Origin of the sequence: Pseudomonas sp. B21-012 (assembly GCF_024749305.1) — a bacterium.
In the GTDB taxonomy this organism is placed as follows: domain Bacteria; phylum Pseudomonadota; class Gammaproteobacteria; order Pseudomonadales; family Pseudomonadaceae; genus Aquipseudomonas.
The window spans coordinates 3426043-3449420 of record NZ_CP087197.1 but is presented as its reverse complement, the minus strand read 5'-3'; the positions used below and the strand labels follow the sequence as shown (position 1 = coordinate 3449420).

The following is a 23378-nucleotide window of genomic DNA, read 5'->3' as shown; positions in this document are numbered from 1 at the left end:
TTGTTGGGCTTCCTAAATGCTTGTGGGAAAAGTCACTTGTTGTTTTTGGGGTGTTTTTTGCAGGCGTAGAAGTTTGCTCTGCTGATTACAGAGCGGTTTAAGTGCACGTTATTGAACGCAACTCAGCGCATCGCACGCGTAGTTTTTTCCGGCTCATACTCAGGTAGTGGCGGCCTGCCGGGTTCACATCACCGGCTGCTGGCCGGTGCGTGCGGGCCAGACGAAGCTGGTGTTACGCACGCTGTTGATGATTTCCAGCTGGTGAAAGGAGTTGCTGCTGGCATACAGCGCCATGAAGTGCGAGAGCACGCTGCCAAACAGCTGCAGGTCGCCCTCATTGTCGAAGGCGTTGGGGTTGACCCTGAGCGTGGTGAGCATGCCGCGCACGGGCAGGCCCTTGATCAACCAGTCAGTCGGCGCCGTGCTGGCGTGTTCGATAGCGTTCAGGCGGCGCTGGGTGGCGCGCTTGTGCTGCAGGTCATAGGGCGCCACGAAGTCATAGACTTGCAGCACCGCCTTGAGCGCGTCGGCGCAGGACAGCGACAGGTCATTCAGGGCCAGGTTGGAAAGCAGTACCCACTGCACATCCCCGTGCAGGTCGTCATCCAGCGCCGGTGGGTAACAGCGGGTCGGGCGGGTCAGGTTGCGGTAGGTGGCAAACGAGGGCGTGGCCTGGGTGGTGAGGTTGATATCGCCGATGTCCAGTTGCAGGGGCAGGTTGCCATTGCAGCAGGTGAGGTCGATGTTCAGGGTCTGCTGCTGGCCCCGGTAAGGGCGTTGATCACCGTGCAGCAGGCGGATGACATGGCGCGCCCGCTCTTTGATCAGGTCTTGTTCGAGCGTCACGCTGTAATAGTGTGCGCTACGCTCTTCGGCGCGTTCGACACGCCGGGGCAGTGCTTCGTAGGGCGCGAACTCCAGGCTTTGTTGATCCTGCGAGGTCTGCGTGTCCCGGCGTCGGGTAGCGACCTTGTCAACGCTGAAAATCTCATAGGCCTGCGCTTGCCGCCCGCTGGGTTGCACGGCTTCGCAGACGGCCTGCCCGTCAAGCGGGATGGGCCTGGCCGGGTGGTCGAAGAGGTTGATGGCCGGTGTGCAGTACAGTGAAAGGCTGTCGCGGTCGAGCTGGAAACCGTTGGGGAAGGGCGCGTCAAAACGCAGTTCCAGGCGGATATGCTCGGCTGCGGCGTCCGGCCAGTAGCGGCGCAGTTCGGTCAGGTTGAAGCCGTGAAAGCGCTGCGGGAAGTAAAAGTACTCCTGTATCAGGCGGTAGCCATCCAGGTGCTCGCCCGGGCTTGGCAGGAGTGCCTCGCCGGGTTCGAAACCGGCAAAGGTCAAGGTCGCGGGCGGGAGGGAATAGCGATGGTCGTTGATGTGCAAAACCACCTTGTGCAGGTGCTGTGACAGCCATTGGTAGAGCGTCAGGGCGTTGCTTGCAGCGCCTCCCAGATGAAAGCTCAACCGGTCGCAGTCGAGCTGGCGCAGCGGTTGCTCGGTCAGCGCGCCAAGGTCGATGTGGACGATGGATTTGTCGGCACTGTCGATGTGGCAGATCTCATCGATGACCAAGGGGTAGAGGGTCACGTCGGTACAGGTGCGAAAGGTACAGTTCACGCCGTCGACCGGCCTGGAGAACAGCGCGGTACCCTTGGGGATCAGCTGGCTTTCGCTCAGCGCATGATCGATCGGGTCGAAGCGCACCAGGGTGACGCTGGGCAAGGGCCGAAGGAAATTGGGGTAGACCAGTTGCAGCAGCGGCTGGGTGATTTCCGGCAGGTGGTCGTCGATCTTCATCGCAAGCTTTGCAGTCAGGAATGCAAAGCCTTCCATCAATCGCTCGACGTCGGGGTCAGAGGCTTCGCTGCCGAGAAAGTGCGCCAGGCGCGGATCGTCTTCGGCAAATTCGTCGGCCAGTTCGCGCAGGCGCCGGCGTTCTTCCATATAGCGACTTTTTAATGACATGTGCGGCCCTGCGTGAATGTTTGCTTTCAACGTATTGGGGGAAGTTGTTTAATGTTTTTTATTGTTTGTAGGAAGCATCTTTAATGTTTGCTTTTCAAACTTCTGTGTATCGCTCGGTCTGGGTTTATTGTTTTCGCCAGAGGGGCTGAAGCGTCAATGCAAATGTTTTGACAAGATGTAAGTTCGTATTTTATGGAGTCTGTATTCAGACGTGTTTGAGCGTGCTGCTGGTAGAGAACCGTGCGCAAAATCAGCATCGTTCTCATCGCTGACGAAGGCCAGCTCGCCGGGCCAAAAAAATATAGTGTTTACCCCCTCGCACCCGCTACCGCGCCTCGAAAAACACTGATAGCATCCTGCCACTTACCTTGATTGCAGTTCGCGCATTTCATCGCGCATGTTCCTCGCTACTACACTTGCCATGCCACCTGTGCCTGGCACGTAGGGCGGTGCCTGGGTTGCCAGCCATCGGCTGCTGACCAACGGTAATCAGGTTCGCGCCGCTGCAACCGATACACAACGCATACAACCAATAATGAAAGGATGCAGCGAGATGAAGCACGGAGCCTGGTGCCTGGCGTTGATGATGGTCGCAAGCCTGGCGCAGGCAGCTGCCGACAGCGATCCGCTGCTCGAGGGCGCGACCTCGAGCGTCAGCGAAGTGCGCGGCGTGCTGCGCGCGCGCTCGCAGGCGGTGCTGGCCAGCGAGCTGGCCGGGCGGGTGGTGGACATGCCGTTCGCCGAAGGCCAGTCGTTCAGCAAGGGCGATGTGCTGGTGCGTTTTGATTGCAGCGCTTACCAGGCCCAGCAGAATGCCGCCGGCGCTGCCGTGCGTGCGGCCCGTGAAGAGCTGCGCAACAAGCAGCAACTGGCGGCGCTCAATTCGGTCGGGCGCTTCGAAGTGACCCTGGCCGAAGCGCGCCAGGCGCAGGCCCAGGCCGAGGCGCAGGTTTATCAGGTGCAGGTGCAGCGCTGCCAGGTCAAGGCCCCGTTCGACGGCCAGGTGGTTGCCCGTAAGGTCCAGGCCCACGAAAGCGTGGCCAGCGGCGCGCCGTTGCTGGAAATCGTCGACAACCGTTCGCTGGAGGTGCACCTGCTGGTGCCTTCGCGCTGGCTGGGCAAGCTCAAGCCGGAACAGACCTTCAGCTTCGTCCCCGATGAAACCGGCGCGCCGCTGCAGGCGGTGGTCAAGCGCCTGGGCGCGCGCATCGATGAAGGCAGCCAGACCCTGCTGCTGATCGGCACGCTGCCGGCCGACAGCCGCGGCCTGCTGGCCGGCATGAGCGGCACCGCGCACTTCGCCGGCCAGCCATGAACGCGCCAGTAGCCAATGGCATGGAGCAGTTGCTGGCGCATTATCTGCGCCTGGAGCATCAGGCCCGGGCCGCGACCACGGTCGAGGCGCTGGCCTTCAGCATGGTCAACGATCCCCAGCCGCTGTTCGCCTTTCGCCACGCGGCATTGCTGATTGCCGGCAAGGTGCGGGCGTTGACCGCGATCAGCGTGGTCGAGGCGAACGCGCCGTTCGTGGCCTTCATCGAACATGCCGCCGCGCAACTGGGCAACAGTGCCCGCCTGGACACCAGCGGGCCGCTGAACCCGGACAGTTTCGATCAGGCCAGCCGCGATGACTGGCAGTCGTTGTCAGCTGCCCACGCATTCTGGCTGCCGCTCAAGGACCGCCAGGGTGTGGTTTTTGGCGGTTTGTGGCTGGCCCGCGACAACCCTTGGGTCGAGGCCGAGCACAGCTTGCTCAAGCACCTGGGCGAGTGTTACAGCCATGCCTGGCTGGCCTTGCAGCCGGGCAAACCATGGCGCCTGCGCTGGCCGGCACGCAGCCGCTGGGCGATCGGCGCCGCAGCCCTGCTGGTGCTGCTGGTGCCGGTGCGCCAGTCGGTGTTGGCGCCGGCCGAAGTAGTGCCACGCAACGGCCAGGTGGTGGCCGCACCGCTGGATGGGGTGATCGCCGAGTTCCTGATCAAGCCCAACCAGGCGGTGCAGGCCGGGCAGGTGCTGGTGCGCTTCGACGCCACCAGCCTCAAGGCCCAGGCCGATGTTGCCGAGCGCACCCTCGGGGTCGCCGAGGCCGAGCTCAAGGCCAACACCCAGCGAGCCTTTTCCGATGCTGAATCCAGCGCCCGGCTTGACCTGCTGGCCGCCCGTGTCGAGCAAAAGCGCGCCGAGCGCGATTATGCCCGCGAGCTGCTGGCGCGCGCCGATGTGCGTGCCGAGCGTGCCGGTATTGCCGTGTTCGCCGACGCCCAGCGCCTGACCGGCAAGCCACTGCAGACCGGCGAGCGTCTGCTGGAAATCGCCGACCCGGCCCAGGCCGAGCTGCGCATCGAGCTGCCGGTGGCCGATGCCTTGAACCTTGAGCCTGGCGCCGAAGTGGCGCTGTTTCTTGACAGCGACCCGTTGCACCGCCATGGCGCCGAGCTCGAACGCGCCGCCTACGAAGCGCAGAACACTCCGGCCGGGCAACTGGCTTATCGCCTGGACGCACGCTTTACCGACGCGCCGCCGCGCATCGGCCTGCGTGGCACCGCCAAGCTGTTTGGCCAGCGTGCACCGCTGGCGCTGTACCTGCTGCGCCGGCCGTTGGCGGCCCTGCGCCAGACGGTGGGCCTTTGATGCTGCCGGCACTGCGCCCGGACCTGCAACTGTCGCCCGCCGCGCCAGGGCTGGACGGCGCTGCGCAATGGACCCTGGCCGACCCGCTGCGCGGGCGCTATTTCAAACTCGGCGCGCCCGCCATGCGCCTGTTGCGGCACTGGGCGCTGGGCGATCCGGCGCGGGTGCTGGCCGCAGCCAATCGCGAACCGGGCATGCCGCTGCCGGGCACGGCCATTGAGGAGCTGTTGCGCTTTTTGCGTGGCCATGACCTGGTCACCGCCAGTGATGACGAGCAACGGGCCAGCTACGCCGACAAGGCCGCCCGCCAGCGACAGGGGCTGTGGACCCAGTTGCTGCACAAGTACCTGTTCTTTCGTATCCCGTTGTGGCGCCCGGATGCCTTTCTCAACCGTACCTGGCCGTGGCTGGCGCGGTTCGGCCCGAACCTGCTGCGCTACGGCCTGCCCACGGTACTGTGCCTGGGGCTGTTTCTGGTCATGCGCGACTGGCAGCGTTTTCTCGCAACCTTTCCCCACCTGTTGAGCCTCGGCGGTGCTGCAGCCTTTGCCATCGCCCTGGGCTTTGCCAAGTTGTGCCACGAATTCGGCCACGCCTACATGGCCAAACGCGCCGGCTGCCGGGTGCCGAGCATGGGCCTGGCGTTCATGGTGCTGTTGCCGATGCTCTACACCGATGTCAGCGATGCCTGGCGCGTGCAGGACCGCCGCACCCGCCTGTTGATCGGCGCCGGCGGGGTGCTCGCCGAGTTGCTGCTGGCCTGCCTGGCCCTGCTGGCCTGGTCGCTGTTGCCGGACGGGGCAGGGCGCACGGCGGCGTTCATGCTGGCCAGCGCCACCTGGATCACCACCCTGGCGATCAACCTCAACCCGTTGATGCGCTTTGACGGCTACTTTCTGCTCAGCGATCTGTGGGCGGTCGACAACCTCCAGGGCCGGGCCTTCGCCCTGTGCCGCTGGCGCTTGCGCGAGGCGCTGTTCGGTTATGGCGAGGCGGCGCCCGAGCCGTGGTCGGCGGCCATGCGCCGGCGCTTGTTGAGCTGGGGTTACGCCGCCTGGCTGTGGCGCGCAGTGCTGTTTTTCGGCATCGCCCTGGCGGTGTATCACTTGTTTTTCAAGGCGCTGGGCATCTTTTTGATGCTGGTCGAGCTGACCTGGTTCATCGCCTTGCCGGTCTATAAGGAGGGCCAGCACTGGTGGCAGCAACGCCAGCGAGCGCAACCGCGCAAGGTGCTGGGCCTGGGCCTCGGCCTGCTGGCGGTGCTGCTGGTGCTGGTGTTGCCGTGGCGCAGCGATGTCGAGGTGCCGGCGCTGCTCGAAGCGTCGCGGGTCAGTGCCCTGCATGCACCGACCGCAGCGCGTATCCGCGAGGTGCATGTGCAGGACGGCCAGCGCGTGGCCCGCGATCAGTTGCTGGTGGTGCTGGAGTCACCGGACCTGGAATCGCGCCTGCAGATCGTACGGCGCGAAATCCAGATCCTGCAGCTGCAATTGCGTCGCCAGGCCGGGCGCAGTGAAACCGCCGCCGACAGCGGCATCCTTGAGCAGCGCCTGGCCGAGGCGGTGGCCGAATACCGTGGCCTGGCCGCCCAGCGCGAGCGCCTGAACCTGCGCGCGCCGCACGCCGGGGTGATACGCGACCTGGCCGTGGGCCTGGCACCGGGCCGCTGGATTGCCGCGCAGTTGCCGCTGGCTGCAGTGGTCGAGGAGGGCCTGCGCCTGCGTGGTTACCTGGCCGAAGCGGACTTGTGGCGGGTCGAGGCTGGCGCGCCCGGGCATTTTGTTGCCGATGATCCGCTGCGCGATTCGCTGCGGGTCAGCCTCAGCGATATCGACACCACCGGGGTCAGCGCCATCGATCAGGAGGCGCTGGTTTCCGAGCACCAGGGCCCCATCGCCATCCGCCGCGACGAGAACCGCCGGGCGCAGCCGCTGCAGGGGCAATACGGCGTACGCTTTGCCCTCGAAAACAGCCCGCCTGGGGGCCTGCAACGCCCGGTTCGCGGGCTGGTGGTGCTCGAAGGCAAGGGTCAATCGTTGCTGGCATCGGCATGGCGACGAATGGCTGCGCTGGGGGTAAGAGAAAGCGGATTTTGATAGTGCGATTGTCAGACAATTAGAATAAAATGCCATCACAATGATCTCACGCCAGGCGTGGGGCATTGGGGCGGACGGATCAATGCTCAGCATCTCGCAGGGACGCTACACACGATGAACCCACTCGGTTTGAGTTTCCGCCCCATCGGCCAAGGCGACCTGCCTTTCCTTGAGCATTTGTACGCCACCACCCGCGCCGGCGAAATGCGCCACAGCGGCTGGTCGGCCGAGCAGATTGCGCAGTTTCTGCGCCAGCAATTCAATGCCCAGCACCAGTATTACCAGGCCCATTACCCGGACGGTGAGTTCCTCCTGGTCGAACGCCAGGGCCAGGCCATCGGCCGCCTGTACCTGTTCTGGGGGCAGACTGCACTCAACCTCATCGATATCGCCTTGTTGCCCGCCTGCATTGGCCACGGCACTGGCAGCGCCATTCTCGACGACGTGCTGCGCCGCGCCGACCAGCGCGGGCTGGCCTGCGAGCTGTGTGTCGAGCACTACAATCCGGCGCAACGGCTGTATGCAAGGCTTGGTTTTATCCCGGTCGGCGAGTCGGGGGTCTACCGCCGCCTGCGGCGTGAGCCGGTGCCTGGCTGCCTGATGGCGCAGGCCTCATGAGCGCCGCCGGCCAGTTCCCCATGCCCACCTTCGCCGAGCTGCAAGCGGCCGACCGCCATGCCTTTGCGCTCTGGCTGGGGCCGCAGCAGCGCGTAGCCGTCGAACGCGTGCAACTGAGTGAGGGCGTGGCCATGAGCGCCCGCCACGAATGCTTCCTGGTGTTTTTCGCCTTGCCCGCCGGCCTGCTGCCGCAGCAGGGCGTGTACCGCGTTATCGGTCCGCAGCAGCAGGAATGGTTGCTGCTGATGACCCCGGTGCAGCCCGAGCCCGATGGCCGCCATGTGCTGCAGGCGGTGCTGCACCGTGAGCGGGAGCCGCAGGCCTGAGCGCCCTGAACTGATCTGTTCACACCCACAACCCAAAAACAGGTAATGCCAGATGAGTGATCCCTTCCTCGGTGAGATCAAGATGTTCGGTGGCAACTTTGCGCCCCGTGGTTATGCAATGTGCAGTGGGCAATTGATGGCGATATCGCAAAACGCCGCGCTGTTTTCGATCCTCGGCACGATCTATGGCGGCGACGGCCGGGTCACCTTCGGCTTGCCCGACCTGCGCGGCCGCTCGCCCGTCGGTTGGGGGCAGGGCCCGGGCCTGGGTGAAGTCGATCTCGGTGAAACGGGAGGTAGCCAGAACACCACGCTGACCGTGCAGCAAATGCCGATGCACAGCCATCCGCTAATGGTCTCGACGGAAGCTGCCGGCGCCGACAAAGGCACGGCAAGCCTGGTTCTGGCGCAGAGCGGCGATGCCAACCTGGGCACGGTCAACATCTATGGCAACCCCACGGCGCTGACCAACCTGGCAGCGCAAAGCTGTGGCGTTGCCGGTGGCAATCAGCCCTTCAACAACCTCAGCCCGTACCTGGGCCTGAGCATGATCATCGCCACCGAAGGCATTTTCCCTTCGCGCGGTTGATGAACCGGCGCGGTGGCGCGTGATGCGCGCCACCGATGCCATAGCCGTTCCATAGCAGTTTTAGGGCAACAACCCGTACAGCCTGAGGTGCAACATGAAGTTCATCGACCGATTCAAACGCCAGGGCCGGCCAGTGCCCACCCCTGCCGTTCAGGCACCGCTGTTGTTTGCCCTGGAACCGCGGATCATGTTCGACGCCTCGGTTGCGGTGGTTGCCCAGGAGGCAACTGCCGAGGCCGCCAAGGACACCGGCAAAGACAGCGCAAGCGATACCGCGCAGGCCGACAAGGCCGCGCTGGCCACGGCCGATACGCGTGGCGCCAGTGCCAGCGAACGCCATGAAGTGGTGTTTGTCGATGGCCAGATCAGCAACCCGCAGGAAGCCCTCAAGGGCCTGCCGGCGGGCAGTGAAGTGGTGGTGCTCGACCCGGGCAAGGACGGCCTGCAGCAAATGGCCGACTACCTCAAGGGCCGCAGCGACCTGGATGCCATCCATGTATTTTCCCACGGTGCTTCGGGTACCGTGCAATTGGGCAATGTCTGGCTGAGCAGCAGCAACCTTGCCGATCACGGCGAGGCGCTGCAGTCCATCGGCCAGTCGCTCAAGGCCGACGGCGACTTGATGCTGTATGGCTGCCAGGTCGGCAAGGACGATGCTGGCCAGGCCTTTGTCAGCCAGCTGGCAAGCCTGACCGGTGCCGACATCGGCGCCTCCAGCGACGACACCGGTAGCGGTGCGCTGGGCGGCAACTGGACCCTGGAGCGCAGCAGCGGCCCGCTGGCAACCACGGCCCTGGCGCTCAACGATTACCAGGGGCTGCTGGCCACCTCCTGGAGTACCGGCAGCGCGCCGCTGAGCGGCACCACCATCGCCGCCGGCAGCCGAGTGGTGGTGGGCGATTTCGACAACGACGGCGACGCCGACATCCTCTACCAGACCGGGGGCAATGGTACGCTCTGGGCATTCGCGCGCAGCAACGGCAACGGCAGCTTCACCCTGCAAAGCCTGGCGCAGTCGCCCTTTGCCGGGTTGTCGCTGCCGGACCACACCGGCTCCAACTACCACGTTGCCGACTTCGATGGCGACGGCGACCTCGATGTGCTGGCCGGGGTCAACGGCACTACCGGCACCTACCTGCGCAACGACGGCGGCAGTTTCAGCAGCCAGTCGACGGCAAGCTTCCCGGCGCCAGCGGCCGGCTCACGGATGCTCGCCGCTGACTTCGACAACGACGGCGACGCCGACCTGCTGTACCAGACCGGCGCCAACGGCACCGGCTTCGCCTATGCGCGCAGCAACGGCAACGGTACCTTTACCTTGTTGACCCTGGCGCAATCACCCTTTGCCGGGTTGACGCTGCCGGACCACAACGGCAGCAACTACTACGCCGCCGACATCGACGGCGACGGTGACATCGACGTACTGGCCGGCAGTAACGCCACCACCGGGGTCTACCTGCGCAATGACGGCGCCTCCTTCAGCAACCAGTCAACCGCCTCGTTCCCGGCCCCGGCAGCGTTCGGCCGCATGGTGCTGGCCGACTTCGACAGCGATGGCGACGCCGACATCCTCTACCAGACTGGCGGCAACGGCACAGCCTTCGCCTATGCGCGCAGCAACGGCGACGGCACCTTCACCCTGCAGACCCTGGCCCAGTCGCCGCTGGCCGGCCTGAGCCTGGTCGATCATACCGGCACCACCTATCGCGCCGCCGACTTTGACGGCGACGGCGATATCGACCTGTATGGTGGGTTCAACGGCACCGCCGGCAACCTATATGTACAGAACGACCGCCCACCGATCGTGGTCAGCTCGACGCCCAGCGACAACGCCAGCAACGTCGACACCAACGCCAACATCGTGCTGACCTTCAACGAAGCGGTGAGCAAGGGCAGCAGCGGCAACATCTACATCGTGCGCACCTTCGACAATGTCGTGGTCCAGACCATCGCCATTGGCAGTGCGCAGATCAGCGGCTCCGGCACCACCTGGACCATCGCCCTGCCGGTCCCCCTGGCACTGGGCACCGGCTATGCCATCCGCCTGGACGCCAAGACCTTCGTCGATGGCGATGGCGCGATCTTCAAGGGGGTGAAGAACAACACCACGCTGAACTTCACCACCAAGTCCAATGACCCGCCGGTGCTGAGCAACCTCAATGGCGACAGCAACACCTTTATCGAGGGTGGGGCGCCGGTGCTGCTCGACGCCGGCGGCAATGCGCTGCTCACCGACCTGGACTCGGCGGACTTCAACGGCGGCAACGTCACCGTGGCGATCACCGCCAACCGGGTCAGCGGCGAAGACCTGCTGGGGATCTTCAACCAGGGCAGCGGGGTCGGGCAGATCGGTGTCTCGGGCAGCAACGTGACTTATGCCGGGGTGATCATCGGCAGCTTTGCCGGCGGCAGCGCCAGCAGCAACCTGGTGATCTCGCTCAACAGCAACGCGACCGCCGCTGCGGTGCAGGCGCTGGTGCGCAACCTGACCTACAGCAACAGCAACAATGGCGATATCTCAACCGCGGCGCGTACCGTGCAGGTCAGCATCAACGATGGCGACAGCGCCAGCGACGCCAGCGCCCTGGTCAGCGTCAATGTCAGCGCGGTCAACGATGCACCGACGGTAACCGCCAGCGGCGGCACCCCGACCTTCACCGAAGGCGGCGCGCCGGTCGACCTGTTCAGCGCGGTGGTGGTGTCTACCGTCGAGGCCGGGCAGGGCATCAAGCAGCTGACCTTCACCGTCAGCAATGTCAGTGATCCCGGCAACGAGCGCCTGACCCTCGACGGCAGCAACATCGACCTGGTCAACGGCGCCTCGGGCACCACGGCCATCAACGGCTTCAGCTATTCGGTAACGCTCAGCGGCGCGACCGCGACGGTGACCCTGACCAAGGCCGCCGGTATCAGCAGCGGCCTGACCCAGACGCTGATCGATGGCGTGCAATACAGCAACCTCAGCCATGCGCCGACCATCGGCACCCGGGTGATCAGCTTGATCGGCGTGGCTGACACCGGCGGCACCGGCAATGGCGGTGCCGACAGCACTTCGCTGGCCATCAGCGCAACGGTCACGGTGCAGGCCAGCAATGATGCGCCCAGCCTCTCGGGCGGGCCGTTCGTGCTGCCGGGCACCGATGAAGACAGCAGCTCCAGCGGCCAGCTGATTGCAAGCATTCTTGCCGGGCTGAGCCATGGCGATGTCGACGGCGCCGGTTCGCTGAGCGGCGTCGCCGTGATCGGCAGCAGCGGTAATGGCTTCTGGCAGTACTCCAGCGACGGATTCAGTTGGGCCGACATCGGCGCGGTCTCCAGCAGCGCCGGCCTGCTGCTGTCGAGCACCACGCAAGTGCGTTTCGTCCCCGATGGCGCCAATGCCGGTAGCGCCAGCCTGACCTTGCGGGCCTGGGACCAGACCAGCGGCACGGCCTCCAGCAACTCAGTACGCCGCACTGGCGACACCACCATTAACGGCGGCAGCAGCAGCTTCTCGGTCGGCACCGCGCAGGCGCAGATCACAATCAACGCGGTCAACGACGCGCCACTGCTGACCCCGACTGCACCGGTGCTCATCGGCATCACTGATGGCCAGCTGAACAACCCCGGGCAAACCGTTGCCAGCTTCCTCAGTGGCGTAACCGATGTCGACACCGGCGCCCTTGTCGGTATCGCCATCACCGGCCTGAACAGCGGCACCGGCACCTGGCAGTACAGCACCGATGGCAGCACCTGGAGCGATATCGGCGCCGTGGCCGGCAACAGCGCCTTGCTGCTGCGCGGTAGCGACAAGCTGCGCCTTGTGCCCGACGGCGCCAACGCCATGGTGGCAACCCTGACCTACAAGGCCTGGGACCAGACTGGCGCCTCGGCAGGGCAGCAGGGCAGCAAGGTCGACACCACGGCCAGCGGCGCCAGCACGGCGTTTTCCATCGCCAGCGACACTGCCAGCATCACCGTCACGGCGGTCAATGACGCGCCGAACCTGAGCACCAGCGCTGGCAGCGCGCACTTCGTCGAGGGCAACAACGGCCCCTCGACCCCGGTAGTCATCGACAGCGGCCTGACCCTGAGCGATTCCGACAACAGCACCCTGGCCAGCGCCAGGGTCAGCATTATCGGTAATTTCCAGGGCGGTTTCGACGTGCTGGCATTTACCAATAACCCGGCAACCATGGGCAACATCAGCGCCAGCTACGACGTTTCCACCGGCGTGCTGACCCTGACCTCCGCAGGCGTCGCTGCCACCCTTGCGCAGTGGCAGGCGGCATTGGCCTCGGTGACCTTCAGCAACCAGAGCGAATCGCCCAGCACGGCTACCCGGACCCTGAGTTTCGTGGTCAACGACGGCACCCTGGACAGCCCGGCCGCAACCCGCACCTTGACCGTGGCGACAGTAGACGACACGCCGGTGATCGCCACCAGCGGCGGCAGCGAAACCTACTTCGAGAACGCAGGGCCCGTGGCAATCGACAGCGGGCTGACGCTCAGCGACGTCGACAGCAACACCCTGGCCAGCGCTACCATCAGCATCACCGGCAACTTCCGCGCCGGCCAGGATGTACTGGAGTTCAGCTCCGGTTCGCCGATTACGGGCAACATCAACGCCAGTTACAACGCCGCGACCGGCGTCCTGACCCTGACGTCGGCGGGGGCCACCGCGACCCTTTGGCAGTGGCAGGTCGCCCTGCAATCGGTGGGCTATCGCAACGTTTCCGACAACCCCGACACCTCGACGCGCACCGTCTCGTTCTCGGTCAATGACGGCAACAGCGACAGCGCCGTCGCCAGCAAGGCCGTCAACATCCAGGCCGTCAACGACGCCGGGATCCTCAGCGTACCGAGCAGCCTGAACTTCAATGAAGATGCTTCTGGCACGGTGTCGGGCATTTCCATCAGCGATGCCGATGCCGGCAGCGGGCAGGTCACCCTGACCCTGAGCGTGGTCTTCGGGCAACTGCGCGCCAATAGCGGCGCCGGTGTCACGGTCAACCCGTTGGGCAGCGGTCTGATACTGGTCGGCACGGTAGCGGACATCAACGCCTTTATCGCCGCTAACGGGGTCTCCTACATCGGGGCCGCCAACGGCAACGGCAACGTCAACCTGACGGTGACCTACAACGATGGCGGCAACACGGGCAGCGGCGGGGCGCAGCTCACTCAGCGGGTGGTGACGCTGGCCATTGGTGCGGTCAACGATGCGCCGGTCAACCAGGTACCGAGCAGCCAGAACGTCCTTCAGGACGGCTCGCTGACCTTCAACAACGGCAACGGCAACCTGATCAGCATCAGCGATATTGACGCCGGCAGCGCCGCCCTGCAGGTGACCTTGACCGCCAGCAATGGCCTGCTGACGCTGTCGAGCCTCAACGGCCTGGTGTTTACCGTCGGCAGCGGCACGGGCGATGCGAGCATGACCTTCACCGGCTCGCAAAGCGATATCAATGCCGCGCTCAACGGCCTGGTGTTCTCCCCGGTGGCCGGCTACCACGGTTCGGCCAGCCTGCAGATCACCACCAGCGACCAGGGCGGCAGCGGCAGCGGCGGGGCGCAGACCGACACCGACACCGTTATCATCAACGTCGCCTCGTTGAACCCGCGGGTTACCGATGTCTCGGCGCAGAGCGCCAATGGCAGCTACAAGACCGGCGACAGCATTACCCTGACCCTGACCTTCGACCAGATGGTCAGCGTCGACACCACTGGCGGCATCCCGGCCTTGCTGCTGGAAACCGGCCTTATCGATCGCTATGCCACCTATGTGGCCGGCTCGGGCACTAACACCCTGACGTTCCAGTACACCGTGCAGGCCGGTGATACCAGCGCCGACCTCGACTACGCCGGCGGCGCCGCCCTGGCTCTCAATGGCGCAGTGATTCGCAACGCCACCTTCGACAATGCCGTTTTGACCTTGCCAACGCCGGGCTCCGCCCATTCGCTGGGGGCCAACCACAACCTGGTCATCGACGGCATCGCGCCGCAGGTTACCAGTGTCAGCGTGCCGGCCAATGGCACCTACGTCGCCGGCCAGCAGCTGGACTTCACCGTCAACCTCAGCGAGGCGGTGACGGTGACCGGTACACCGCGCCTGCAGATCACCCTGGACACTGGCGGCACCGTGTTCGCCGATTACCTTTCCGGCTCCGGGACCGGCGCGCTGGTATTCCGCCTGACAGTCAGCAGCGGTCAGCTCGATAGCAACGGCATCACCCTTGGCAGCAACCTGGTGCTCAACGGCGGATCGGTTCGCGACCAGGCGGGCAATCTGGCAGGCGCGACACTCAACAACGTCGGCAGCACCACGGGCGTCAATGTCGATGCCGTGGCGCCGGTTATCGGCAGCGTCGCGGTACCGGCTGCGGGCAGCTACAAGGCCGGCGACGTGCTGAGCTTCACCGTCAATGCCAGCGAAGCGCTGATCGTCGATACCTCCACCGGTACGCCGCGCCTGCAACTGACCATTGGCGGGCTGAGCCGCTATGCCAGCTATGTGTCCGGCTCCAGTAGCGGCCAGTTGCTGTTCCAGTACAGTGTCGATGCCGGCGTCAACGATGCCGATGGTATTCAGCTCGGCAGCACCCTGGACCTCAACGGTGGTACGCTGCGCGACGCCGCCGGCAACGGCCTGGTGCTGGCCCTCAACGGCCTGGGCAGTACCGCCGGCGTGCTGGTCGATACCCTGGCACCCAGCGCTGGAGCGCTGCTGGCCATCGATGCCAGCCCGAGCAATGCCGGCAGCGTGCGCTACAACGTGACCTTCAGCGAAGCGGTCAGCGGTGTCGATGCCAGCGACTTCAGCCTGGTGTTCAGTGGCACGGCCAACGGCAGCATCAGCAGCGTTACCTCGCTGGACGGGCGCACCTACAGCGTACTGGTGTCCGGCCTGAGCGGCGTTGGCAGCCTGCGCCTGGACCTCAACAGCAGCGCCACCGGCATCAGCGACGCGGCCGGCAACAGCCTGAGCAATGGGCAGAGCGGCGCCAGCTACCAGATCGACCGGGTGGCGCCGACGGTCAACAGCGTTACGGTACCGGCCAACGGCAGCTACGTCGCCGGCCAGCACCTGGACTTTACCGTCAACCTCAGCGAGGCGGTGATGGTCACCGGTACACCGCGCCTGCAAATCACCCTGGACACTGGCGGTACAGTGTTCGCTGATTATCTGTCCGGCTCTGGCACTGGGGCGCTGGTGTTCCGCCTGACGGTCAGCAACGGCCAGCTCGACAGCACCGGCATCAGCCTGGGCAGCAACCTGGTGCTCAATGGCGGTGCACTGCGCGACAGCGTTGGCAATGACGCGCTGATCAGCCTCAACAACGTCGCCAGCACCAGTGGCGTACTGGTCGACGCTGTGCTGCCGACGGTGGCCAGCGTGTCGGTACCGGCAGCAGGCAGCTACAACGCTGGCGACGTGCTGAGCTTCACGGTCAACGCCAGTGAAGCGCTGATCGTCGATACCTCTGCCGGCACGCCGCGCCTGCAGCTGACTATTGGCGGGCTGACCCGCTATGCCAGCTATGTGTCCGGCTCTGGTAGCGGCCAGTTGGTGTTCCAGTACAGCGTGCAAGCCGGTAACAACGATGCCGATGGCATCCAGGTCGGCAGCACCCTGGATCTGAACGGTGGCACAGTGCGCGATGCGCCAGGCAACCCCCTTAACCTGGGCCTGAACGGGCTCGCCAGCACCACAGGGGTGCGTATCGATACCGCAGCGCCACAAGTGGCGGATATCGTTCGCGTCGATGTCAGCCCGAGCAACAGCGGTTCGCTGCGCTACACCGTGAGCTTCGACGAGAGCGTCAGCGGCGTCGACCTGGCCGACTTCAGCCTGGCGTTCAGCGCCAGCGCCAGCGGGCGGATCAGCAGCGTGACGCAGCTTGACGGGCGCACCTACAGCGTCCTGGTCGACAACCTCAGCGGTGTCGGCACCCTGCGCCTGGACCTGAATCCGACCGGCACCGGCATCACCGATGCGGCCGGCAATGCCCTTGCAGGGGGCCTGCAAGGCAGCAGCTACAGTATCGACCGCGTGGCGCCAAGCGTGACTGCGGTGGCGGTGCCGGCGGCGGGCAGTTATGTCGCCGGGCAGGGGCTGGAGTTCAGCGTGCAGCTGGACGAAGCGGTGCTGGTCGATACCGCCGCTGGCGCGCCGCGCCTGGCGGTCACCCTGGACAATGGCCGGGTGGTGTATGCCGACTACGTTTCCGGCTCCGGCAGCAACACCCTGGTGTTCCGCCTGACCATCAGCCCGGGCCTGCAGGCCAGCAATGGCCTGAGCGTGGCGCCGAGCCTGGACCTTAATGGCAGCACCGTGCGTGATGCACGCGGCAACGATGCCGGCACCGGCCTGACCAACGTCGCCAGCACCGCCGGCATCCTCGTCGATGCCCGGGCACCGCGGCCTGCCGAGATCGTCGTGCAAACTCCGGCAACGCCCGGCGAGCGGACGCTGAGCTACACCTTGAGCTTTGACGAGGCGGTCAGCGGCGTCGATGCCGCTGACTTCAGCGTGCTGTCCAGCGGCAGCGCCACGGGGGTGGTGCAGTCGGTGCAGCAACTGGATGCGCGGACCTACCGGGTAACCCTGGGCAGTATCAGCGGCCAGGGCGGCCTGGGGCTGAGCCTCAACGCGCTGAACAGCGGCATCCGCGACGGCGCCGGCAATGCCCTGGCGGTGTCGATGAGCAGCCCGCTGTATCAGTTGCCGAACCAGGATGTCGGCGATCTCGAATTCCGGGTCAATCCGCCCGTCAGCAACCCGGCGGTGAGCGTACCGCTGCTGCAGCCACAAGTTCCGCAGTTGCCGTCGGTTGCCAGCACGTCGCCGATGCTGCCCGCGCCGCTGTTCGAGGAGCGCACGCTGGGCAGTGGCATCGACACCCTGGGCAGCATTTTCATTCACAACGGTCTCAGCGCGCCGAGCTTCATCGCCCAGGTATTTGCCAGCAGCGATGGCAGCGGCGACGGATCGGGGCAGGGCTTTCTCGGTTTTGGCGGCGGTGATGGGGGCGTGTTCGGCACCAGTACCTTTGCCGCCCTGTTTGCCCGCGAGGCGGCGCCGGAGGGCGAGTCGATGCGGGTTTTCGACGGCAAGCAGTGGCGCACCACCGACCCTGCCCAAGGCTTGCGCGCAGTGTTTGGCGCCGCCTCGCTGGAGCAGCAGTTGCAGGACATCAAGGACGCCGAACAGCGTCCCGTACGCGAATTGGCCATGGCTCTGGCACAGCCGACACAGATCGGCAACCGGACCTGAAACGCCAGCACTTATTCAGAGATGATCGAGCCGTACCAGGGGGCGGCCCAAGGATGAAAAAAAGTCAGAAACTGTTCAGCGCCAGCTTGCTGGCGCTGGCAATCAGCGGATGTGCGGTTACCAGCGAACCGATCGAGCGCAGCATCAGCGAGGAGCGCGCGCGCACCGACCTGGTCAGCATGTTCAAGGACCAGGAGCCGCTCAACGGCCCGCTGACCCTGCACCAGGCCATGGCCCGGGCGGTCAAGTACAACCTCGAATCACGCCTTAAGGTCATGGAAGAAGCCCTGGCCAAGCGCCAGGTCGACCTGGCGCGCTTCGACATGCTGCCACGCATGGCCATGGAAGCCGGCTACGCCGGGCGCAACAATGTCAGCGCTTCGAGCAGCCAGAGCGTGCAGACCGGTACCCAGTCCCTGGAGCCGTCGACCTCCCAGGACCGCGACCGTGAAGTGGCGGACCTGACCATGGTCTGGAACGTACTGGACTTCGGTGTCAGCTACGTCAGTGCCAAGCAGCAGGCCGACCAGCGCCTGATCCTCCAGGAACGGCGCCGCAAGGTCATCCACACCATCACCCAGGACGTGCGCTCGGCCTATTGGCGGGCGGTCGCGGCGCAGCGCCTGCTGGCCCAGATCGACAGCCTGATGGGCCGCGTGGCCCAGGCCCGGGACAACAGCCAGCACATGAGCAGCCAGCGCATTGGCGACCCGGTGCAGTCGCTCAGCTACCAGCGTGCGTTGATCGAGGCGACCCGCCAGCTCGAAGAGCAGCGCCGCGCGCTGTCGCTGGCCAAGACGGAACTGGCGGCGCTGATCAACCTGCCGCTGAACACCGACTTCAGCCTGGCGCCGGAAGAGGGCTACACGGTGCCGCAGTTCAAGGGCGACTTCACGCGCCTGGAGCAACAGGCCCTGGCCAGCCGCCCGGAACTGCGCGAGCAGGACTACCAGGCGCGGATCAGTGCCGCCGAAACCCGCAAGGCCATGCTGCGCCTACTGCCGGGGCTGGAGTTCTCGGCCGGCGGGCACTACGACAGCAACTCCTTCCTGGTCAACCAGAGCTGGGCGGATTACGGCGTCAAGGTGACCTGGAACCTGTTCAACGTGCTTTCGGCCCCGGCGGCCATCAAGGTCGCCAAGGCCGGCGAAGACGTCGCGGCGGCGCGCCGCCAGGCGATGTCGATGGCGGTGCTGGCGCAGTTGTACGTGGCCAACGCCAACTACAACGAGGCCGCGCGGCAGTTTCGCACCAGCGAAGAGCTGGCGGCACTGGACGGGCAGATCGCCGAGCAACTGCGCAACCGCTACCAGACCCAGAACATTGGTGAGCTGGAGCTGATCCAGGGCGAGCTGAACAACCTGCAGACACAGTTGAAGCGCGACCTGTCGTATGCCGAATTGCGTAATGCCTATGCGCAGTTGTACGTCAGCTCCGGTACCGACCTGTTGCCGGACACCCTGCCGGACGGCAAGTTGGCGACCATTGCCTCGGCGCTACAAAACAGCGAGGCGCGCTGGGCACAGTGAGGCGATGCCTGGGTTCAGGGGCAGGGCCCGATCGCCTGGCCTTGCCAAAGCGCCCAGGCTGTCTCCCAACCCTGCTCGTGGGTTGCAGCCGGGATGATCACCCGTTGATTGCACCGGCTGGATGCCTGCGTGCCGCGAAAACTGGCGCTGATCTCGGCGCTGATCACCTGGTCGCGGCCGCCCAGCAGATGGCGCTGGGGCAATGCTACAAGGCGTTGGCGATAGACCATCGGGTCGAGCGAACCGTTCAGGGGCGACAAGCCTTTGAGCTGTACCCATAAGCCTGGATCAAGATTGCCGGCAAGGGTCTGGATCTGCGCGACATCGTCCCGTTGCGCGGCCAGCAGCACGGCCAATGCCGCACCACCTGAATAGCCCACCAACTCGAACTGGCGATTGCCAACGCGCTGCTTGAGCCGGTCCAGGGCCTGGCTGAGGCTGGTCACTACCTCCTGGGAAAAACGCCGATCGGTCCACAGCGCCGCCGTGCAGCCTGCAGCCGAGACAAACTGGCAGGGCCGGGCAAGGTAGGCGTTGGGGGCTGGATCATTGATCGCCAGGCGCGCCACCAGCAGGTTGCGCGGGCTGGGGTCGAGGCTCGGCTGGCTAGCCGTGGCCCAGGCATGGCCGTCGCCCTCCAGGTACACCCGCAGGCGCTCGGTGGGGCGTTGCTCAGACGGCGGCAAGAGGACCAGCGGGAACGCCTGGCCCGGCACGATTTGTACGTGGCGACCGTGCTGTTCAGCCAGCTCCTGCAGCGCTTGAAAGGGGGATTGGCAGGCACCAAGAAGGGCGCTGACCAGCAGCGCCCCCAAGGTTCGACCGACGCCGGCCCACGGGCGTGGGCCGGCAAGGTGTTGACTCATCAGAAGTCGTAACGGACTTTCGCCGAGAACACGTCGGCATCGAAGCCCGACTTGCCGATGTAGTCGTAGTTGACGCCCAGGGTTACCGCGCCCAGCTTGTAGTCGGCGCCCACGCCGGCTTCATAGCTGTCACGCGCCGCCTTGGCACCGCTGGTCACGAACGGCGTGCTGCCGAGCAGGAAGGTCGAGGTGCTTTTTGCTTCGTCAGCGGCGAAGTCGTGATACGCCATCAGCCTGGCTTGCGGCTCCAGGGTACCGGCGCCCAGGGCGACGCTGCCGGCCACGCGCAGGCCAGCACCGAGCTCGATGGCTTCATAGCGCTGGTCTTCGACTTTGAGCGCTGCCGAAGAGCCTTTTTCACGGTAGCCGTCGATGTTGACCAGGCTGTAGCGGGCCGCCAGGCGCGGTTCGACCAGCACTTGCGGGTTGATGTGATAGGTGTAGCCACCGACCAGGTTCAGGCCCAGCAGGTCGCTGTCATAGTCGGCCTTGGCTTGGGTGCCGGCAATGCTGCGCTTGCTCTGGTTGTCGTTGAAGCCGTAGGTCAGGCTGGCATCGACGAAGTAGTTGCCGTGCTCGAAACCGCCGTAGAGGGTGAAAGCATGGCTGTCGACTTCGGTCTGGTTGCCGCTTTTGCCGTTGACGTCGGTGTTGATGAAGCTGTACGCCAGGCCCAGGGTCAGGTTGTCGTTGAGCTTGCCATCGGCACCGACGGCGATACCGCGGCTGTAAGCGTTGTAGCCGGCCACGCCGTCGCGCAGGTCCTGGCTGGCATCGCTGTACAGCGACTGCACCCAGACGCCAGCTTCCTTGAAGCCTTCACCCGAGGAGGCGCCGCGCAGCGAGCTGGTGCGGCTGCCAGTGACGTTGCTGACCAGGTTCTGGCTGGTGGTGGCCGCCTGGGTCGCGCCGCCGTTGGTTTCCGGGGTCAGCTCGGAGGCCAGCTTGGCGACCTGGGCTTCGTCGGCGTTGAGCAGCGCCTGCTTGAACGGGTCGTTGTTGGCCAGCTTGGCGATCATGCCGTCGGCGGTCAGGCTGCCCAGGGCTTTCTGGCTGTTGGCCGAGCCACCCTGGTTGGTGATGATCTGTTCGACTTCTTCCTTGCCCTTGCCGGTGACCACGGCCACCACCTGGTTGTTGTCGACGGTGAAGCTGTCGACCTTGAGCAGCGCCGAGCTGCTGACCAGGTTGAGTTTGCCATTGGGGTCGACTGTTTCGCCGTCGGCGCCCAGCAGTTCGATCTGGCCGGCTTGGAGCAGGGTGTAGCGGCTGCCATTGGCGTTGAAGTCTTCGCCCTTGGCCGCCAGTTGCAACTGGGCGCCCTGACCGAACTGAGTGGTGCCGCTGACCTTGAGCACGGCGCGGTTGGCGTCGGTGGCGCTGCTCAGGTTCAGGCCCAGGGCCGAGTTGCCGGCGACGTACAGGTTACCGTCGATGCTGGTGTGCGGGGCTTCGAAGGTCAGGGTGGTTTTCAGGTCGTCGCTGAGGCTGCCGACATCGATCCAGCCGCCGTCTTTCATGCGGATGTTGGCGCCGTCAGCGCGGCTGTCGGTACCGGTGAAGGAGGTGTCGCCTTCGATCTCGATGTTGCTCAGGTCGATCAGGTTGCCGACGATGACGCTGCCTTTGCGCAGGATCAGCTCGACCGGGCGGTTGCTTTGCGAGGCGTCGATGGCCTCGTCGGCAGAGATGATCGAACCGCTGTTGAAGATGTTGAAGTCGCCTTCGGCTTTGTACCAGGGCTGGGCACCCGGGCTGTCGAAGTCGCTGAAGCCGATGGCGATGGCGGCGTCTTCGGCGCGGATGGTGCCGGTGTTGACCAGGTGGTTGTTCATGCCGGTGAAGCTGGCGCCGTCGATGCGGATGCCCTCGGCGTCGTCGCCATTGGCAATGATGGTGCCGTGGTTCTCGATGCCGGCCAGGTCGACCATGTCGGTGTACATGCCCGAGCCGCTGGTGGTGGCGTCGATGCCGGTGGCGCCGGCGCCGGTGACCTCGATCAGGCCGCGGTTGATGACCTTGCCGACGATCTCGCCGCCTTCCAGGTTGATGCCTTTGGCATCTTCGCCCTTGGCGATGATCTTGCCGCTGGCGGCGTTGAGCAGGTCGCCCTTGATCACCGACGAGCCGGAGAAATCCACGGCGCGGGCAACATCACGGCCGCCGTCGTCGCTCAATGGCGCACCTTCGGCGTACAGCAAACCTTCGTTGATGACGCTGCCGCCGATCTTGGCCGGGTCGATCATCAGCGCGTTGGCGCCACCGCCGATGGCAGAAATACTGCCCTTGTTGATCACGTCGCCGCCAACGCTGTTGGCCACCCACGGCTGCGTACCTTCCCACACGTCCATATCGACGCCGCCGGCGAAGTCGCCGGTGCTGTTGATGGTGGCGTTGAGAATCAGGTCTTTCTCGATGCTCGAGCCATTGAGCTCGATGGCATCTTCGTCGCTGCCGCCGCTGTAGGCGCCGTTGATCTCGAGGTTGCCGCTGTAGCGCTGGTGCTCGCTTTTGAAGCCGGCGTTGGTCAGTTGCACGGTTTCAGCGAGGGCGGGCAGGGCGGTGGCGGTTACGGCCAGGGCGAGCAGGGTTTTGCGGAACATCACGGGGGTCACGGTTCATTCCTTTAGCGGCGTTTTAAGTGCTTCGCTTCCGTGCGGGGCTGGACCTTGCGCTGACAAAAAGACAGGGCCACGCAGAAGAGCGCGGCGATGGTAAATTAGTTGACGTCAAAATGATATCACTTGCCTGTACAAGTGCTATTTGACCCGGAACGGTTGCGCCGCCATGAACGCCACCGGCAGCAGCGGCACGGCGAGGATCATCAACACTCCATCCGCAGTGACAGTGACCGGTGTCAGCAGCACCTGGGTGACCTTGCTCTTTTCCCTGTAGGCCGAAACCTGAAGGGTGTAGGTGCTGTTCAGCGTGTTGCCCTCCAGGGCGCTGATGTCCTTTCTCGCCTCGAATCGGCTGCCTTGAATTTTGTAGCGACGCACCAGGGCGTCCTGTTGCGTTGAGACCACAAAGCCCAGCGCTTTTGCCTCGTTGACCTCATGTGCCTGGAGTTGCGCAAGCCCGGGAATCCTGAGCTCGAACTCGCCGTCCAGGGTTTCATACATGCTGACGTGAACCGGCAGAAACTCGGCCTGCATCCTGGCATGCAACCCTGAGCGAATCGCCTGCAACAGCGCGGGTTCGACGAGGATGAAGTAATGGTACTTTTTGCCCAGCACCACAAAGCTCTTCTGGTCTGCCGTCACATAGAGCTGGCCAACCTGCTCGGTATAGACTTCATCGCTGGCTCGCGGCTCGTACAACTTGCTGGTCAGGCAGCCACTGATGCTGGCGATGGCCAGTGCAGACACTGCGGCCCTGAGCAATCGTGACCTGGGTGGGGGCTTGTGCATGTTTTATCCATTCCATGGAGGGACGTTGGTGGATCATAACCTGCAAGTGGTGCGATAGCGTCTAACAAACTGCGCAAGGCAGGCCCGCCACAACAGCG

At 64.9% G+C, this 23378-nt stretch carries 12 protein-coding genes; 8 read left to right on the top strand and 4 right to left on the bottom strand.

From position 1 onward, the window contains the following. Positions 1-183: 183 nt before the first annotated feature. Positions 184-1962 (bottom strand): type VI secretion system baseplate subunit TssF, encoded by a 1779-nt coding sequence (gene tssF, locus LOY37_RS15580; RefSeq protein WP_258715195.1) that lies wholly within the window; start codon positions 1960-1962, stop codon positions 184-186. Positions 1963-2515: 553 nt separating this feature from the next. On the opposite strand from tssF, the gene LOY37_RS15575 reads away from it, so the two are divergent. From LOY37_RS15575 to LOY37_RS15540, 8 genes are all read left to right on the top strand, one after another. Beyond that, positions 2516-3277 carry an efflux RND transporter periplasmic adaptor subunit gene (locus LOY37_RS15575; RefSeq protein ID WP_401286804.1) on the top strand — a complete coding sequence of 254 codons (762 nt, stop codon included), beginning with the start codon at positions 2516-2518 and terminating at the stop codon, positions 3275-3277. Beyond that, entirely contained in the window at positions 3274-4593 is a 1320-nt protein-coding gene (locus LOY37_RS15570; protein ID WP_258715194.1) for an efflux RND transporter periplasmic adaptor subunit, read from the top strand. Before LOY37_RS15575 ends, LOY37_RS15570 begins: the two co-directional genes overlap by 4 nt. Continuing rightward, positions 4590-6689: an HlyD family efflux transporter periplasmic adaptor subunit gene (locus tag LOY37_RS15565; RefSeq protein ID WP_177329136.1), complete on the top strand. Its 2100-nt coding sequence runs from the start codon at positions 4590-4592 to the stop codon at positions 6687-6689. Before LOY37_RS15570 ends, LOY37_RS15565 begins: the two co-directional genes overlap by 4 nt. Positions 6690-6803: 114 nt before the next feature. After that, the gene (locus LOY37_RS15560; RefSeq protein ID WP_258715193.1) at positions 6804-7307 is read left to right on the top strand and encodes a GNAT family N-acetyltransferase; all 504 of its coding nucleotides are present in this window, start codon (positions 6804-6806) and stop codon (positions 7305-7307) included. Beyond that, entirely contained in the window at positions 7304-7633 is a 330-nt protein-coding gene (locus LOY37_RS15555; protein WP_258715192.1) for a DUF6916 family protein, read from the top strand. The genes LOY37_RS15560 and LOY37_RS15555 overlap by 4 nt, the downstream gene beginning before the upstream one ends. A gap of 52 nt (positions 7634-7685) precedes the next feature. After that, the gene (locus LOY37_RS15550; protein ID WP_045194004.1) at positions 7686-8222 is read left to right on the top strand and encodes a phage tail protein; all 537 of its coding nucleotides are present in this window, start codon (positions 7686-7688) and stop codon (positions 8220-8222) included. 94 nt (positions 8223-8316) lie between these two features. Next, a complete protein-coding gene (locus tag LOY37_RS15545) occupies positions 8317-17475 on the top strand; it encodes a DUF4347 domain-containing protein (protein WP_258715191.1) in 9159 nt (3052 codons plus the stop codon). Positions 17476-17528: 53 nt separating this feature from the next. Continuing rightward, positions 17529-19004, top strand: coding sequence for a TolC family protein (locus LOY37_RS15540; RefSeq protein WP_258715190.1), 1476 nt, complete (start codon positions 17529-17531; stop codon positions 19002-19004). Between the two features lie 14 nt (positions 19005-19018). Here the strand turns inward: LOY37_RS15540 and LOY37_RS15535 are convergent, their stop codons facing one another. The 3 genes from LOY37_RS15535 to LOY37_RS15525 form a co-directional block, all read right to left on the bottom strand. Next, positions 19019-19870: an alpha/beta hydrolase gene (locus LOY37_RS15535; protein WP_258715189.1), complete on the bottom strand. Its 852-nt coding sequence runs from the start codon at positions 19868-19870 to the stop codon at positions 19019-19021. Continuing rightward, the gene (locus tag LOY37_RS15530) at positions 19870-22485 is read right to left on the bottom strand and encodes an autotransporter outer membrane beta-barrel domain-containing protein (RefSeq protein WP_408980660.1); all 2616 of its coding nucleotides are present in this window, start codon (positions 22483-22485) and stop codon (positions 19870-19872) included. The genes LOY37_RS15535 and LOY37_RS15530 overlap by 1 nt, the downstream gene beginning before the upstream one ends. A gap of 144 nt (positions 22486-22629) precedes the next feature. Further along, a complete protein-coding gene (locus LOY37_RS15525; RefSeq protein WP_258715188.1) occupies positions 22630-23280 on the bottom strand; it encodes a hypothetical protein in 651 nt (216 codons plus the stop codon). Positions 23281-23378: the final 98 nt, after the last annotated feature.

What these genes read in the sequence shown, in the direction of transcription:
- LOY37_RS15525 (WP_258715188.1), bottom strand. Translation starts at nt 23,280, where the DNA reads ATGCACAAGCCCCCACCCAGGTCACGATTGCTCAGGGCCGCAGTGTCT.
- LOY37_RS15570 (WP_258715194.1), top strand. Translation starts at nt 3,274, where the DNA reads ATGAACGCGCCAGTAGCCAATGGCATGGAGCAGTTGCTGGCGCATTAT.
- LOY37_RS15545 (WP_258715191.1), top strand. Translation starts at nt 8,317, where the DNA reads ATGAAGTTCATCGACCGATTCAAACGCCAGGGCCGGCCAGTGCCCACC.
- LOY37_RS15575 (WP_401286804.1), top strand. Translation starts at nt 2,516, where the DNA reads ATGAAGCACGGAGCCTGGTGCCTGGCGTTGATGATGGTCGCAAGCCTG.
- tssF (WP_258715195.1), bottom strand. Translation starts at nt 1,962, where the DNA reads ATGTCATTAAAAAGTCGCTATATGGAAGAACGCCGGCGCCTGCGCGAA.
- LOY37_RS15535 (WP_258715189.1), bottom strand. Translation starts at nt 19,870, where the DNA reads ATGAGTCAACACCTTGCCGGCCCACGCCCGTGGGCCGGCGTCGGTCGA.
- LOY37_RS15550 (WP_045194004.1), top strand. Translation starts at nt 7,686, where the DNA reads ATGAGTGATCCCTTCCTCGGTGAGATCAAGATGTTCGGTGGCAACTTT.
- LOY37_RS15555 (WP_258715192.1), top strand. Translation starts at nt 7,304, where the DNA reads ATGAGCGCCGCCGGCCAGTTCCCCATGCCCACCTTCGCCGAGCTGCAA.
- LOY37_RS15560 (WP_258715193.1), top strand. Translation starts at nt 6,804, where the DNA reads ATGAACCCACTCGGTTTGAGTTTCCGCCCCATCGGCCAAGGCGACCTG.
- LOY37_RS15540 (WP_258715190.1), top strand. Translation starts at nt 17,529, where the DNA reads ATGAAAAAAAGTCAGAAACTGTTCAGCGCCAGCTTGCTGGCGCTGGCA.